The 14,363-nt window shown below is 58.4% G+C and carries 15 protein-coding genes and 1 tRNA gene; 15 read left to right on the top strand and 1 reads right to left on the bottom strand.

Annotation, left to right across the window (positions count from 1 at the left end):
* The first annotated feature begins 84 nt into the window (after nucleotides 1–84).
* Nucleotides 85–1,194 carry a molecular chaperone DnaJ gene (locus K0F75_RS18820; RefSeq protein ID WP_219063471.1) on the top strand — a complete coding sequence of 370 codons (1,110 nt, stop codon included), beginning with the start codon at nucleotides 85–87 and terminating at the stop codon, nucleotides 1,192–1,194.
* Between the two features lie 51 nt (nucleotides 1,195–1,245).
* On the opposite strand, the gene K0F75_RS26295 is transcribed toward K0F75_RS18820, so the two are convergent.
* Nucleotides 1,246–2,208 carry a methyl-accepting chemotaxis protein gene (locus tag K0F75_RS26295; protein ID WP_374028961.1) on the bottom strand — a complete coding sequence of 321 codons (963 nt, stop codon included), beginning with the start codon at nucleotides 2,206–2,208 and terminating at the stop codon, nucleotides 1,246–1,248.
* A 1,408-nt stretch (nucleotides 2,209–3,616) separates the two neighbouring features.
* Here K0F75_RS26295 and K0F75_RS18810 point away from each other — a divergent pair.
* From K0F75_RS18810 to K0F75_RS18745, 14 genes are all read left to right on the top strand, one after another.
* Nucleotides 3,617–5,059 (top strand): acyl-CoA synthetase, encoded by a 1,443-nt coding sequence (locus K0F75_RS18810; protein WP_219063469.1) that lies wholly within the window; start codon nucleotides 3,617–3,619, stop codon nucleotides 5,057–5,059.
* Nucleotides 5,060–5,199: 140 nt separating this feature from the next.
* Nucleotides 5,200–6,972 (top strand): acyl-CoA dehydrogenase C-terminal domain-containing protein, encoded by a 1,773-nt coding sequence (locus K0F75_RS18805; RefSeq protein ID WP_219063468.1) that lies wholly within the window; start codon nucleotides 5,200–5,202, stop codon nucleotides 6,970–6,972.
* A gap of 110 nt (nucleotides 6,973–7,082) precedes the next feature.
* Entirely contained in the window at nucleotides 7,083–8,261 is a 1,179-nt protein-coding gene (locus K0F75_RS18800) for an acetyl-CoA C-acetyltransferase (protein ID WP_219063467.1), read from the top strand.
* Between the two features lie 120 nt (nucleotides 8,262–8,381).
* Nucleotides 8,382–8,458, top strand: a tRNA-Met gene (locus tag K0F75_RS18795).
* 168 nt (nucleotides 8,459–8,626) lie between these two features.
* Entirely contained in the window at nucleotides 8,627–9,865 is a 1,239-nt protein-coding gene (locus tag K0F75_RS18790; RefSeq protein ID WP_219063466.1) for a tyrosine-type recombinase/integrase, read from the top strand.
* A 176-nt stretch (nucleotides 9,866–10,041) separates the two neighbouring features.
* A complete protein-coding gene (locus tag K0F75_RS18785; protein ID WP_219063465.1) occupies nucleotides 10,042–11,019 on the top strand; it encodes a hypothetical protein in 978 nt (325 codons plus the stop codon).
* Between the two features lie 167 nt (nucleotides 11,020–11,186).
* The gene (locus tag K0F75_RS18780; protein WP_257604436.1) at nucleotides 11,187–11,453 is read left to right on the top strand and encodes an AlpA family transcriptional regulator; all 267 of its coding nucleotides are present in this window, start codon (nucleotides 11,187–11,189) and stop codon (nucleotides 11,451–11,453) included.
* A gap of 1 nt (nucleotide 11,454) precedes the next feature.
* The gene (locus tag K0F75_RS18775) at nucleotides 11,455–11,808 is read left to right on the top strand and encodes a hypothetical protein (RefSeq protein ID WP_219063464.1); all 354 of its coding nucleotides are present in this window, start codon (nucleotides 11,455–11,457) and stop codon (nucleotides 11,806–11,808) included.
* Nucleotides 11,805–12,314, top strand: a complete 510-nt coding sequence (locus K0F75_RS18770) for a hypothetical protein (RefSeq protein WP_219063555.1) — start codon at nucleotides 11,805–11,807, stop codon at nucleotides 12,312–12,314. Before K0F75_RS18775 ends, K0F75_RS18770 begins: the two co-directional genes overlap by 4 nt.
* Complete coding sequence (locus K0F75_RS18765) at nucleotides 12,311–12,538, top strand: hypothetical protein (RefSeq protein ID WP_219063463.1); 228 nt, start codon at nucleotides 12,311–12,313, stop codon at nucleotides 12,536–12,538. The genes K0F75_RS18770 and K0F75_RS18765 overlap by 4 nt, the downstream gene beginning before the upstream one ends.
* Nucleotides 12,535–12,834: a hypothetical protein gene (locus K0F75_RS18760; protein ID WP_219063462.1), complete on the top strand. Its 300-nt coding sequence runs from the start codon at nucleotides 12,535–12,537 to the stop codon at nucleotides 12,832–12,834. Before K0F75_RS18765 ends, K0F75_RS18760 begins: the two co-directional genes overlap by 4 nt.
* Nucleotides 12,835–12,840: 6 nt before the next feature.
* The gene (locus K0F75_RS18755) at nucleotides 12,841–13,125 is read left to right on the top strand and encodes a hypothetical protein (RefSeq protein ID WP_219063461.1); all 285 of its coding nucleotides are present in this window, start codon (nucleotides 12,841–12,843) and stop codon (nucleotides 13,123–13,125) included.
* On the top strand, nucleotides 13,122–13,583 hold the full coding sequence (locus tag K0F75_RS18750; protein WP_219063460.1) for a hypothetical protein: 462 nt from the start codon (nucleotides 13,122–13,124) through the stop codon (nucleotides 13,581–13,583). Before K0F75_RS18755 ends, K0F75_RS18750 begins: the two co-directional genes overlap by 4 nt.
* Nucleotides 13,576–14,363 (top strand): toprim domain-containing protein (locus K0F75_RS18745; RefSeq protein WP_219063549.1); only part of this gene is annotated, 788 nt, incomplete at its 3' end. The genes K0F75_RS18750 and K0F75_RS18745, both read left to right, overlap by 8 nt.

The raw sequence follows: 14,363 nt of genomic DNA, 5'->3' as shown, positions 1-14,363 counted from the left end.
ATCTCCCGCACATTCCGCAGGCGATTACAAAAACTGTCGTCCACCCCTTAAAATGCCCCTATTTTCAAACTCAGCGGGACTCCCATGACACAGCAGGCGCCGAAACTCAGCATCGCCTTACAGGCAGGCAAGCCGCACCTGTCGGCCGGGCAAAAGAAATTCAACGCCTTGCTCAAGAAAATCGAAACGCAACGTCAATTACTGGAAGCCTGGCAAAACACGACCTCTCGCTGTCAGCAGCGCTGGAACGCCGATTTCAAGCCGTTGCTCGATGAGTTTGACCAGCTTGATAGCGAGATGCTGCACTTCCTCGACGATGCCAGTGATCGAGTAAAACTCAGCAAAAACGATCGGCAGACCCTGCAAGAGATCATCTGCGGCCTGGTCACTTCCCTGATGGGCGGAGAACATGACGAAACATTGAAGGCGATTTACAACAAGCACGCGGGCAGTCACTTCGACGCCGACAGGCTTGAGGAGGCCGAGCATTTCAAGACGTCGTTCGAAGAGACGTTCGGGTTCAAGATGGACGATGACGTCGATCTGGATTCGCTGGAGGACATCACTCAATATATTTTTGAAAAGCAGGCCGAGGAAGCGGAACAGCGAACGCGCAACGCCAAGCCACGCAAGAAATCCGCACAACAGATCCGTGAGGAAGAAGAGCACGCCAACGCCAGCCGATCAGTGCGCGAGATTTACCGCAAACTGGTGAGTGCGCTGCACCCTGATCGCGAAACCGACGCTGTCGAACGAGAGCGCAAGACCGTGATGATGCAGCGGGTCAACCAGGCCTATACCGACAACAACCTGCTTGCTCTGCTGCAATTGCAACTCGAGATCGAACAGATCGACCATAGCCATATCAACTCGATTGCTGAAGGCCAACTCAAGCACTACAACCGAGTCCTGATCAATCAACTCGATGAATTGCAGCACGAAGTGTCCGAGCTGACGCTGGCGTTCAAGAGGCAGTTCAATCTGCCACCGGGCGATAACATCACGCCCGCCAACGTAACACGCAAATTCCCGAAAAAACTTCGGGAATTGCGCACTGAAATTCAGACATTAAAGGAGCAGCGTGAAGCGCTGGAAGACCCGAGAGCCCTGAAGAGCTGGCTGAAAGAGCAACGTCATGTGCTCGATATGGAAGCCTATTTATCTGGCGGGATGCCGGATGACTTCATTCGCTGATGACATTGACCCCGGGCCGCTGATGAGCCGACCGGGGCATGCTTCAAACCTTTAGCTCAATTGAAAACGTGCGGTGTTATCGCTCAGCGCTCGACTGCCCTTGCTGAGCGTATCGGCCGCTTGATTCACTGCGCGCGCACCGTCCAGCAAGCGCCCTGCCGCCTGATCGACCTGCTGGATATTGCCGCTCACTTCGTCAGCCGTGGCAGCCTGCTCTTCTACGGCGGTGGCGATCTGCGCCAAGGTATCGGTCACACCCTGCACGGCACTGGCGATTTCTCCCAGTCGCAGGCCCAACCCGGTCACCGAAGCCGCATCGGTCTCGGCCTGCCCACACGCAGCAGCCATCAAGTCCACTGCCTGACTCACCGTGTTGCGCAGGCTGTCCACGGTTCCCGCGATCTGCGCAGTAGACGCCTGCGTGCGTTGCGACAGGCTACGCACTTCATCGGCAACCACGGCAAACCCTCGGCCCTGCTCACCCGCCCGCGCTGCCTCGATGGCCGCGTTAAGCGCAAGCAAGTTAGTCTGCTCGGCAATGCCGCGTATCGCGTCCACTACTGACTGGATCTGCTGACCCTGCTCGCTGACCCTGCCCAGCGCTGCGGCGGTGTCGCTCAAGCGCAGGTTGAGTTGCTGAATACTGGCCGTGGTTCGTTGACTGTCACGGCTACTTTCTTCGGCCACATGCCGAGTGTGCTGGGCGCTTGTCGACGCCTGCTCGCAACTTTTCGCAACGCCTTGAGAGGTGGCGGCCAGTTGCGTTGCCGCCGTGGCGATCTGACTGATCTGTTGCTGCTGCTCCTCGACCTCATCGAGGGTGCGGTTGGACTGGGTGTTGAGGGTCAGAACCGCGCCACTCAACTGCAGCGTTTCGTGATCGACGCCCAACAGGCTTGTGCGTAACTGCACCACGGCGGCGTTGAGTGCGGTGCTGATCGCTGCCAGCTCATCGCGCCCTTCAACCGGCACCTGTACACACAGATTACCGTCGCGTAACGACTGCGCCAGCATTGTAATGCCGCTGGCACTGCGTCGGATCGACGTCTGCAGACAGACAAACAGGTAAAGCGCCGCCAACAGCAAGCAACCCAGAATCGTCGCCACGGGGATAAATTGACGCACCGACTGGTCATGGTAATAGGCAAGACGCTTGTCCAGCGAGACCAGGGATTGGTGGCGCAGCGCTATCAAATCACCCAGCAAGGCATCGACGCTACGTTCGAAACTGCCGGTATCAAGGTTGATGCTGCCACCGAACAGACCGTCATCAAGCACCTTGAACTCGCTGTCCAGACGCTGTTGGCTCTTGCGGTATTGATCGGCCCACGGCTGCAGATCGGGCGAGAGCCTGGCTTCCAGGGAGACCCCGGTTTTATTCAATTGCTCGCGAGCATCGCCAAGCCGGCTGCGCAGATCACGCATCTGCAAACGACTTTGCAAGCTGAACTGACCAGACGCTACCGACGTTTGGCCCACGCTGGCCAGACGTCCGACACGCTCGATCAGCTCGGGCGCCTGCTGCGTGGACATCTGCATCAACAAATAGGTTTCCAGCCAAGGGTCGAGGATCAACCCGCTGCCCTGAGCGATTTGTTCGCGCAAGGTTTGCAGCGCATTCAAGGCACTCGTAAAGCGCTCATAACCGTCCGGCCACCAGCCAACCGTGCGCAGGGCCGCAGAATCCAGTCCAGTGGCCGCACTTTGTAGCTTCTGGTAACGGTCTAGCGTATCTGACGTCGCTCCGTCACGGTGCAATTGCGCACCTATCAACGTTAGCGCCTGTCCGATTCCGGGGTTGGCTGCGTCGAGCGCGCCCATGGCTTCGCGTGCCGCAGGGGTCGGATCATGAAGAATGTCGGCGGCCTTCCAGCGGGCTGCACGGTCACGCTGAGCGGTCAGCAGGTCGTCCAGCGTTTCCAGCGCCAATAACTGGCTAACTCCCCCCCTTTCCCCCGAAATTACAGCAAGTTTGTCGCGATAATCCGAACCAATCATCCACAGACTGCCGACCAACGGCAGCATGAACAGTAAAAAAAGCAGCTGAAACTTGCGAGCAAATCCAAAACGCCCAAGCAGGCGAATCCCCGGTGACAAAAGTGCCTGCATGTCCAACCTCTCATCTGGGCACCCTGTCATCACTTGTGGTCATGGAGGGTGCTTATGCAAAACTGGCAGATCGCCATTTTCAGAGTCGATATCGAAGCAATATCTGGACCGTAGACGCCCGCCTCGGCGCGCGCTTGGGATCAATTTTCAGGCCCGCAAATTACGTATAGTACATTTACTATACTGTTAAGGTATTACTTCCATATTTATCTAGAGTTGTTATATAAAACACGCCGGACATAAGTTGATCCCAGCAGTCTATGCTGCAAGGTCACACCTAAAGAGCTAACAATCAGCCACCGAGTACCTCTACATGTCGATTTTTGAACAAGGGCTAGCCCCTAAGGCTGTCAATCATATTGCCTTGTCGCCGCTCAGCTTTATTGAGCGCACTGCCAGCGTTTACCCTGACTACCCTGCCGTGATCCACGGTTCTATCCGCCGCACCTGGGCGCAAACCTATGCGCGCTGTCGCCGTTTGGCTTCGGCGCTGGCTGGTCGCGGTATTGGCAAGAACGACACCGTCGCACTGATGTTGCCTAACATCCCTGCCATGCTCGAGGCCCACTTTGCCGTGCCGATGATCGGCGCAGTGCTCAACCCGCTCAATGTGCGCCTGGATGCCGAAGCGATTGCTTTCATGCTCCAGCACGGCGAGGCCAAGGTGCTGATCACTGACCGTGAGTTCCATGACGTGATCCACGCAGCGGTCAGCATGCTGGACCACCCGCCGCTGGTGATTGACGTCGATGACCCGGAGTATGGCGAAGGCCAGGCCGTCAGCGACCTCGATTACGAAGCACTGCTGGCCGAAGGCGATCCAGCGTTCGCCTGGCAATGGCCGGACGACGAGTGGCAGGCGATTTCGCTGAACTACACCTCCGGCACCACCGGTAACCCGAAAGGCGTGGTCTACCACCATCGCGGCGCTTATCTGAACGCGCTGGGCAACCAGATGACCTGGAACATGGGTAACCATCCGGTTTATCTGTGGACCTTGCCGATGTTTCACTGCAACGGCTGGTGCTACCCGTGGACCATCACCGCGATGGCCGGGGTGCATGTGTTCTTGCGCCGCGTCGACCCGCAAAAGATTCTGACCCTGATTCGCGAACATCAGGTCACCCACTTCTGTGGCGCACCGATCGTGCTCAACGCCTTGGTCAACATGCCTGAGTCGGCGAAGGCTGCCATCGATCATCCGGTCAATGCCATGGTCGCAGGCGCTGCGCCGCCAGCCAAAGTGATCGGCGCCGTGGAAGAGATGGGCATCAAGGTCACGCACGTCTACGGCCTGACCGAGACCTACGGCCCGGTCACGATTTGTGCCTGGCATGNGAAGAACCCGACCGCCACCGCAGAAGCGTTCGAAGGCGGCTGGTTTCACACCGGCGACCTTGCGGTCTGTCATCCCGACGGTTATGTCGAGATCAAGGACCGACTCAAGGACATCATCATCTCGGGTGGCGAGAACATCTCCACCATTGAGCTTGAAGGCGTGCTCTACCGCCACCCGGCCGTGCTGGAAGCGGCCGTGGTTGCACGCCCCGATGAGAAGTGGGGAGAAACGCCCTGCGCGTTCATCACCCTCAAGGCTGACCACCAGAACGTTCGCGAAGCCGACATCATCAGCTTTTGCCGCGAGCATCTGGCAGGGTTCAAGGTGCCGCGCACCGTGGTTTTCACCCAACTGCCGAAAACCTCCACCGGGAAGATCCAGAAGTTTGTCCTGCGGGACATGGCCAAGAATCTTTAACCCTCGGCCCTTTAACCCTCGATAAGGCCCCTACCCAGCGACAGGTCAAACTTGTCGCTCCCGGGCTTTGCGCGCCAAAGTGGCACGGTCGTCCAAACAGTGCCGTGCAATCCATACGCTGTTCCAACGAGGTTCACGTTATGCCTGAATTCAACGCCCCATTGCGCGACATGCGCTTTGTTCTGCAAGAAGTGTTCGACGCTCCAGCCCTGTGGGCACGCCTGCCGGCCTTGGCCGAGATCGTCGACGCGGCCACTGCGGATGCCATTCTCGAAGAAGCTGCAAAGGTCACCGGACAACTGATCGCCCCGCTCAACCGCAGCGGCGACGAGGAAGGCGCACAGTGGCTCGACGGTCAGGTCAGCACGCCAACCGGCTTCAAAGAAGCCTACGCCACCTACATCGAAGGTGGTTGGGTCGGCCTTTCCGGTAACTCGGACTTCGGCGGCATGGGCATGCCGAAGATGCTCGCCGTCCAGTTCGAAGAAATGCTCTACGGGGCCAACTCCAGCTTCGCGTTGTACTCGGCCCTGAGCTCGGGCGCTTGCCTGGCCATTGATGCCCACGCCAGCGAAGCGCTGAAAAACCTGTACCTGCCTCCGATGTATGAAGGTCGCTGGGCCGGTTCGATGTGCCTGACCGAGGCCCATGCGGGCACCGACCTGGGCATCATCCGCACCCGTGCCGAACCTCAGGCCGACGGCAGTTTCAACATCACCGGCAGCAAAATTTTCATCACCGGTGGCGATCAAGACCTCACCGAAAACATCATCCACCTGGTTCTGGCCAAGTTACCGGACGCACCAGCAGGGCCAAGAGGCATCTCGCTGTTTGTAGTGCCCAAGGTGCTGATCAACGCCGACGGTTCGCTCGGCCAGCCCAACGCGGTCAGTTGCGGTTCGATCGAACACAAGATGGGCATCAAGGCCTCGGCCACCTGCGTGATGAACTTCGACGGCGCCAGCGGCTGGCTGGTCGGCGAGGCCAACAAAGGGCTCGCCGCAATGTTCACTATGATGAACTACGAACGCCTGTCCATCGGCATCCAGGGCATCGGTTGTGCCGAGGCGTCTTACCAGAGCGCCGTCGCTTATGCCCGCGAACGCATTCAGAGCCGTGCACCGAGCGGGGCAGTGGCAAAAGATAAAATAGCCGACCCGATCATCGTCCACCCCGACGTGCGCCGCATGCTGCTCAGCATGAAAGCCATGACCGAAGGTGGCCGAGCCTTCGCCAGCTACGTCGGGCAACAACTGGACCTGGCCAAGTTTTCCGATGACGCCCAGGAGCGGAGCGACGCGCAAAACCTGGTCGCCCTGCTCACCCCCGTCGCCAAAGCATTCTTCACCGACAGCGGCCTGGACAGTTGCGTACTGGGTCAGCAAGTGTTCGGCGGCCACGGCTATATCCGCGAGTGGGGTCAGGAACAACTGGTGCGTGATGTGCGTATCGCACAGATCTACGAAGGCACCAATGGCATTCAAGCACTGGACCTGCTCGGGCGCAAAGTAGTCGCCAACGGCGGCGTCGCCCTGCGTCAGTTCACTCACGAAATTCGTGTGTTCGCCGACCAGCCCGATGCCAAGTACTCGGTGCCATTGCTCGACGCCGTAGAGCGTCTGGAAAACCTCAGCGACTGGCTGCAGGAACAGGCAAAGACCAACCCCAACGAAGTCGGCGCAGCGTCGGTCGAGTATCTGCACCTGTTCGGCTACGTCGCGTATGCCTACCTCTGGGCGCGCATGGCTCAGGTCGCCGAGAGCAAGCGCGGCGAAGACGAAGCCTTCTATGGCGCGAAAGTCGCCACCGCCCAGTTCTACTTCAGCCGCCTGCTGCCTCGCACCTTGAGCCTTGAACAATCCATTCGGGCGGGCAGCGCATCGCTATACGGCCTGGATGCCGAACAGTTCTGACGATTTAGCGTAACGCGGCGCCAGCCTGGTTAGGTGTCCGCGTCTTTTTATCGATCTGCCCTCGCCCACTTGGCGAGGGCTGGGGTGACATTCGCCCTATGGAGTATTGAATGCGTGAAGTTGTAATTGTCGCCGCCACCCGCACCGCGGTCGGCACATTCCAGGGCTCATTGAGCCGCATCCCCGCACCGGAACTCGGGGCTGCGGTGATCCGCCGCCTGCTGGCCGACACCGGCCTACCAGGGCAAGACGTGGATGAAGTGATTCTCGGGCAAGTACTGACCGCAGGTGCCGGGCAAAATCCGGCACGCCAGGCCACGCTAAAAGCCGGACTGCCACATACCGTCCCGGCAATGACCCTGAACAAAGTCTGCGGCTCCGGCCTCAAAGCGGTTCAGTTGGCCTATCAGGCCATCGCCTGTGGCGATGCAGAGATCATCATTGCCGGCGGCCAGGAAAACATGAGCATGGCCGGCTACGTGCTGCCAGACGCCCGCACAGGGCTGCGCATGAACCACGCGACACTGGTCGACAGCATCATCCAGGACGGCCTGTGGGATGCTTTCAACGATTACCACATGGGGATCACCGCCGAGAACCTGGCCGAGCAATACGGCATCAGCCGCGAAGAACAAGACGCCTTCGCCGCGACCTCGCAACAGCGGGCCTGCGCTGCCATCAACGCCGGGCGCTTCCAGGATGAAATCACCGCCATCGAGATCCCCCAGCGCAACGCTGAAAGCGTGCGCTTCGAACAGGATGAGCAACCCCGTCCCAACACCTCCGCGCAAACCCTGACCAAACTGCGGCCGGCCTTCAAGCCCGGCGGCACTGTCACGGCGGGTAACTCGTCGTCACTCAACGATGGCGCCGCAGCCGTCATGCTGATGAGCGCAGACAAAGCCGCCGAACTGGGCTTGCCGGTACTCGCGCGGATCGTCACCGCCGCCAGCGCAGGCGTCGATCCGGCGATCATGGGCATCGGCCCCGTATTCGCTACCGGCAAAGCATTAAAGAAAGCTGGCTGGACGCTGGCGGATGTCGACCTCATCGAAGCCAACGAAGCCTTTGCAGCCCAAGCCCTGGCCGTAGGACGCGAACTTCACTGGGACCGCGACAAGGTCAACGTCAACGGCGGCGCCATCGCCTTGGGCCACCCTATCGGCGGATCAGGCTGTCGGATACTCGTCACCCTGCTGCACGAAATGGTCAAACGCGACGCCAAAAAAGGCCTCGCCACCCTCTGCATCGGCGGAGGCCAAGGCATCGCGTTGCTCATTGAACGCTAAGCCAGCCCCCAGAAACACCCGTTTTACAGGCCCTGCAGCCTAACCGCTTGATCACACGCATAAATTTTCACTAACAACGCTTGACACATATTCGTTATCCGCGAATAATGCGCGCCACTTGGCTACATAGCTCAGTTGGTTAGAGCATAGCATTCATAATGCTGGGGTCCGGGGTTCAAGTCCCTGTGTAGCCACCAAGTACCTGTTTACAGACGTCTACAACAGTCTATAAACAACCTCAAGAAGCCCGCCTAGTGCGGGCTTTCTTGTTTCTGGCTGTATCTCCTTGTCTACCCCTATATCTTCCCTTCGTGTATCCCCTCATGTACCTTGTAAAATAATTGAAACTGAGGGGTACAAGGAAAATGAAGCGCAGCGAGATCAAACGCCGCCCTTTAGCCGACACCGTGCTAATCACCCTGGAACCAGAAGCCAAGGAGTACCGGGAACTGGACGGTAACGCCCTGTATCTGCGCGTGCGCCCGGACGGTAGTAAGTCGTGGCAACTGCGCTACAAGAAGCCAGACGGCAAGTGGTCATGGCTTGGCCTTGGCGGCTACGGCACTGGCGACCATCAGTTGTCCGGCTCGCAGGCCAGACAGAAAGCAGCCGTGCTTAGAGAGGACGCAGCAAAAGGCGGAAACCCGCTCGCCACCAAACGAGCCAGAAAGGCCGCAGAGATCGAAGCGACAAACAACACCTTCGAACACTTGGCGCGGGAGTGGTATGCCGCCAAGCGCAAAAGCTGGACAGACGGAACGGCAATCCGAACCATCGGCGCGCTGGAGCTTCATGTGTTCCCGGTATTTGGTAAGCGGATATACACCGAGATCCTGCCCATGGAGTGGATGGATTTTCTACGCAGCATGGAACAAAAGGGCATCATCGAGCAGACCAGCCGAGTACGCGCCCGGTGCCAGGAGATTTACGACCTCGCCCGCGTCACTGGCCGCGCCACCCATAACCCGCTGGAAGGGCTTCACAAGTTTCTCCAGACCAAGCCATCAGAGAACTACGCCCACGTCCCGGTAGATGAGTTGCCGCCACTGCTACGCGCCATCCGGGCATACCCCAGCGCCATAGATGTTCGGATCGGCCTACACCTGCTTTCCATGCTCGCCTGTCGCCCGTCTGAGTTACGCGAGGCCCGGTGGTCTGAGTTCGATCTAGACAAATCGCTATGGACAATCCCAGCCGAACGAATGAAGCGCCGCCGCGAACACCTGGTGCCCCTGCCCCGCCAAGCCGTGGAGTTGTTATGCGATCTGCGCAATCTCACTGGAGGTTATCCGCTACTGTTCCCTGGACGCAGTGACACCACCAAGCCCCGCAGCAACACCGTGTTTCTGATGGCCCTGCGCCGCCTTGGCTACGAAGGTCGCCAGACCGGACACGGCTTCCGCCACATTGCCTCAACAATCCTCAACGAACACGGATTCGACGAAAACCACATCGAGGCGCAGCTATCACACGTCAAGGAAGGCGTAGCCGGTGTTTACAACAAAGCCCAGTACCTGACCCAGCGCGCGACCATGATGCAATGGTACGCCGACCATCAAGACACCTTGGCAAAGGGCAATGTCGTGTCGATCAAGCGGGCCTGATGCGGGCCTTCCTTTGTCGGCGTAGATAGATATAGACTAAACGCCATCACTGTTCGGATAGACAGCATCCTTACAGATAACGGCTTTGGCTGGCCTAGCTCGACGGAGTGAAAAGCGGACCTCCCATCCGCCTGACCAGCCGATCTATTCAATACGGGATCGCCTTGGGGGGCGGTATGAAAAACCAAACCGGCTATGTCTCGCTGGAGAGCTGCTGTTCTCATCTGAAATTCACGAACCCAGCCTTGCTAGGAACACTAGCCGAGCAGCTTCGCTCTATCTCAGACCAAATGTCTGAATTTTACCCCGACACCATTTACGTCAGCGGCATTTCCGATCCTAAAACTCGCCACCCAATAACCTACTTTGACGTCTCAGCATATTTGAGAAAGGCCACTGGCAAGTTCGTACCAGTGCTTTTCGAGACTCCATTTGAGGTTGTCGAATCGCACACCGTGATGGTCAGCCGTGATTGGCTCAGCGGTAGAATTGAGGCAGCCAAGGAGAGGATTGGAAAAATCCATACGGCCGAAGCCGAAACTGTCCGCAGCTCGCAAATTCTTAAAATGGCAAACGCTAGTTTTCACAGCTTTTTTGAAGACCAGCCAGCCCCCCTAGATTCTCTCGGCCACCAAGAACTCCAAAAAAAACTAGCCATTCAAAGTGACCAGAGAAAAGCGCAAGAGGCCGCCAGTAAAGACGCCATCGTTCGACGCCACGCTGAAGAACGCTTGGCGGTGGCAGAAGCCCTGCTTGCTGAAGCCAGGGCCAAGGAGAAAGTGTTATCTGATGAAAACAGGAGTTTTTACAACGAACTCACTGCAAAGGATCGAAAAATACAGGACAGGGATTTGGAGATCGAAAGCCTTAGGGAGCGACTGACAGTATTTGCTGCCTGCTTTAACCCGCACTCCCCCCTTCACCCGGCATCACTGAATGAGGCGCTAGAGTGTTGGATCGCGCTTACACGCAATGGGACATACAACCCTTCGGGGCCAGGCGGGCGCGGCGCTCTTATTCTCGTTCTCAACTGGCTCAGCGAGCGCGGAGAGAAGGAAGTAGGCACGCCTAAAAAACCGAGTGCAAAGGCCTTACGCCTCTCGGTGATTATTGGTTGGCGTAAGGCAGGGAGCGGGGCTATCAGGTCAAAATAATAGATCACCCATTGCAAACCCCAGTGGGCATTGGGTCTCTAGGTTTAACAGTGGATAAAAAACAAAAGATAGGTGACCTATTACCAATAATGGGTGACCTATCCTGTGGATAAAGCACTCATCCATTCTGTATCCCGTCACCTACAGCAATCACGGGATACAGAATCATGCACACCACCCCAGCTCATATGCAGCCATCCGCTGCGAATATTCGCCAGTTCGACCCGGCCACCGTAATCATCCGCATCAGCGAACTGTCGGCAATCACTGGCTACGCCCGCCCAACGATCTACAAGCGCCTCAAAGACGATCCGACCTTCCCCCGCCCTGTGCCGCTGAGCAACAGCAAGTCGCGTGGTTCGCCTGTGGGCTGGGTGCTGGCTGAGGTTTATATCTGGGTGCGCCAGCGCATCGCTTTGCGTGAGGTGGCCTGAAATGAAAAAGAGCCAACCCCTATCCAAGCTGGTCAGCCCCTCGCACGGTGATATTACCACCCCCAAAGCACCGAGCAAGATCGCCCGCGTACTGGAACACATGCTGTATGACGGTAGCCTGATCCGGTTTGAAGCCGAACGTCTGGGCGACCACTGCCTACATTCGACCATCAGCAGTCTGGCGAATGGCTACGGCCTGAAATTTGAGCGCCAGCTTGAACGCGTACCAAACCACTGGGGCGAACCTTGCACCGTGACCCGCTACAACCTGCCAGACAGCGAGCGCCGCCGCGCCGTCAACGTGTTGCTAATGCTGAGTAAGCCCTTGAAGCAACGCCAGAAGGTGGCGGCATGAAGACCACCGCCCACCCAGCAAGCCATGAACGCAATCTGAAACAGGGGGTTGCACAGAAGGTTGGCCGCATGTATCGTCCGCCCCAAGTCATGGCACAAGTCATGGCCCGGTGTAGAAGCCGGGGCAATATCTCAATCAAAATGGCGCAGTCGCGCCCCTGTAAGAGCTGGGGTTTTTTTACGCCCTCAGTTTCTCTTTATGGTGGGACGTGCGGTGCGGGCCTTTCGGCTTCCATTTTGACCGAGAGCAACCCGACTTCTAACGCCGCACGTTCCGCCACCCAAACCTGTAGAAGGGTTCGTGGCGGTTCCTATATTCAAAATGGAACCGACCTGATGTCGAATCACGCCAAAAATCCGTCCGCAACATCCGGCAAAGCCGCCGCGCACCGCGCTATGGCAATCGCCGCACTTCATGCCGACAGCTCATTGAGCGTCCGCCTCAAGCGATATAACCATCACGTCGAAATCGCTCGAAATTTGGAAGCTATCGGCGGTGCCTTGTGACCTGCCCTATCCAATCCGCCGAATCGTCCGCCGACAGCCACCTAGACGATCTGCGCGACGTGCAAGAAATTCTTGTCATGCTCGCACTGGCGCTTGCCGTCATCGCTTCGCCCACCACGCCGATCATCGTTGCCCGCGTCACGGCTGTGATGGCGCAGCACACCGCCATGGCCTGGGCTGAACTGCTCGAAGGCGTGATTGAGTCGAATGGGGTAGCCCTATGAACATCCTAAATCACCTGCTGGTTGACCCTGAAAGTTTCGACCGCCTGCCCACCGAAAAGCTGGAAGACATAGGCAGTTCCGCGAATGACCTTGGTATGACCATAAGTCGTGGCATATCTGCTATTGGCGTGATTCTGGCCGGTGCCGCGACGAACGATGACAGTTTGGGCGCAGATACCTTGGTCGATCTGGGCTGGCTGCTGCAAAGCCTGGGCAACCTCAGTTCGCACGCGGCCAATCTCGAAGGCCGAGCAGACACCCATTCACGGTATCGCGGCATCAAGAAAGGGGCTTAACCCACCATGAACAACCAACCCTGCAACACAGCGGGCGCGCTACCGGCTTGCGCGAAGAAAGTCACCGAACTGTTTTTCATAACACATCCAAAGGTGCCCAAAGCCCTGCTGGGGCCGTTCTTGAGCCACAAGGCTGCAACGTATGGATTAGCCGTCATGCGTAGCGCTGATGCCGTAGTGACCTCTTCGCTAGTTGACGGTATCGACGAGCTAACCCACTGGCAGGCCGTCAATAACGGGGCTATCTGCCGGGCCTTTGCTGGCGCTGAACGCCAAGGGGCCAACCAATGAGCATGGTTCATCACTACACGACTGAGCGCCATCACCTGCCGCTGATTCTGGAATCTGGAGAGCTGCGCCCAAGCAATGCCGGGGCAGAGCATGAGCCGCCGCTGCTGTGGTTCTCCAAGGCGCAACGCTGGGAAGCCACCGCGACCAAGATGATTCAGGGGGAAAGCGGCCTGCGCCTGCTGACCTTTGCCGAACAGCTTGCCGAATTTGGCTGCGTCCGGTTTTCCCTTCCTGACGACGATTCGCGCCTGATGAACTGGGCAGACGCCTGTAAGTACGCGGGCATCACCAGCACCGCCCGCCGCAAGCTGGAGGCAGTGGGACGCAAGCGTGGCGGCTCCCCTATCAACTGGTTTGCCATTGCTGGTGCTGCGCCTTTGGCCGACATGCGTCTGCAACGCTTCGACGGAGCCGTCTGGGCGGATCTGGTGAATGCTGGAGGGCCGCGCCATGAGTAACGTGACAATTCTTTTCCGTGACGCGCTCCAGTCGGTCTATGGCCCGCTTGATTGGCTCCCCGACCCTGACGGCACTATTCACCGCTTCCACGTCCCCGGCGACAAATCCGGCACCCTCAATGGGTGGTACACGTTGTTTGCGGACGGCATCGCCTCTGGCGCGTTTGGTAGCTGGAAGACTGGCGGCACCAACACCTGGAGCAGCCGAGAACCGAGTAATAACCGCGAAGCCGAGCAGGTACGCCAGCGCATCGACCAAGCGCGCCAGCAACGTGAAGCCGAGCAACGTAAGCGCCAGCTTGAAGCGGCAACCGTTGCACAGCGCTGGTGGCGTGATGCCCGCCGCGCCGATCCCGACCACGCCTATTTAATCGCTAAAGGCGTCCGGCCTCACGGTCTGCGCCAGCGCGGTGACGAATTGCTGGTGCCGCTGTATTCCGGTGGCGTACTGGTCAACCTGCAAAGGATCGCCCCGGACGGCGGCAAGCGCTTTCTGTTCGGGGGCAAGGTCAAGGCGAGCTATTCACCGCTGGGCATCATCGCCGCCGACCAGCCTCTGTACTTGTGTGAGGGGTGGGCGACCGGCGCGACGATCCATGCCGAAACTGGCGCCCCCGTGGCCTGTGCGATGAATGCCGGAAACCTTCTTGAGGTTGGTCAACAACTCCAGCGCCAGCACCCCGACGCCGTGCTGATCGTGGCCGGTGACGATGATCGACAGACCGAGGGCAATCCGGGGCGCAGCTACGCCATCAAGGCAGCCGCCACGCTTGGTTGCGG

It is taken from the genome of Pseudomonas sp. UMAB-08, from assembly GCF_900095225.1.
Classification (GTDB): Bacteria; Pseudomonadota; Gammaproteobacteria; order Pseudomonadales; family Pseudomonadaceae; genus Aquipseudomonas.
Note: the sequence above shows the minus strand (reverse complement) of the source record. Positions and strands in the feature narration are given on the sequence as shown.

Bases quoted from the DNA above. Each gene is read 5' to 3' on its own strand.
- K0F75_RS18820 (WP_219063471.1), top strand. From the start codon at position 85: ATGACACAGCAGGCGCCGAAACTCAGCATCGCCTTACAGGCAGGCAAG.
- K0F75_RS26295 (WP_374028961.1), bottom strand. From the start codon at position 2,208: ATGCTGGCGCAGTCGTTACGCGACGGTAATCTGTGTGTACAGGTGCCG.
- K0F75_RS18805 (WP_219063468.1), top strand. From the start codon at position 5,200: ATGCCTGAATTCAACGCCCCATTGCGCGACATGCGCTTTGTTCTGCAA.
- K0F75_RS18800 (WP_219063467.1), top strand. From the start codon at position 7,083: ATGCGTGAAGTTGTAATTGTCGCCGCCACCCGCACCGCGGTCGGCACA.
- K0F75_RS18790 (WP_219063466.1), top strand. From the start codon at position 8,627: ATGAAGCGCAGCGAGATCAAACGCCGCCCTTTAGCCGACACCGTGCTA.
- K0F75_RS18785 (WP_219063465.1), top strand. From the start codon at position 10,042: ATGAAAAACCAAACCGGCTATGTCTCGCTGGAGAGCTGCTGTTCTCAT.
- K0F75_RS18780 (WP_257604436.1), top strand. From the start codon at position 11,187: ATGCACACCACCCCAGCTCATATGCAGCCATCCGCTGCGAATATTCGC.
- K0F75_RS18775 (WP_219063464.1), top strand. From the start codon at position 11,455: ATGAAAAAGAGCCAACCCCTATCCAAGCTGGTCAGCCCCTCGCACGGT.
- K0F75_RS18770 (WP_219063555.1), top strand. From the start codon at position 11,805: ATGAAGACCACCGCCCACCCAGCAAGCCATGAACGCAATCTGAAACAG.
- K0F75_RS18760 (WP_219063462.1), top strand. From the start codon at position 12,535: ATGAACATCCTAAATCACCTGCTGGTTGACCCTGAAAGTTTCGACCGC.
- K0F75_RS18755 (WP_219063461.1), top strand. From the start codon at position 12,841: ATGAACAACCAACCCTGCAACACAGCGGGCGCGCTACCGGCTTGCGCG.
- K0F75_RS18750 (WP_219063460.1), top strand. From the start codon at position 13,122: ATGAGCATGGTTCATCACTACACGACTGAGCGCCATCACCTGCCGCTG.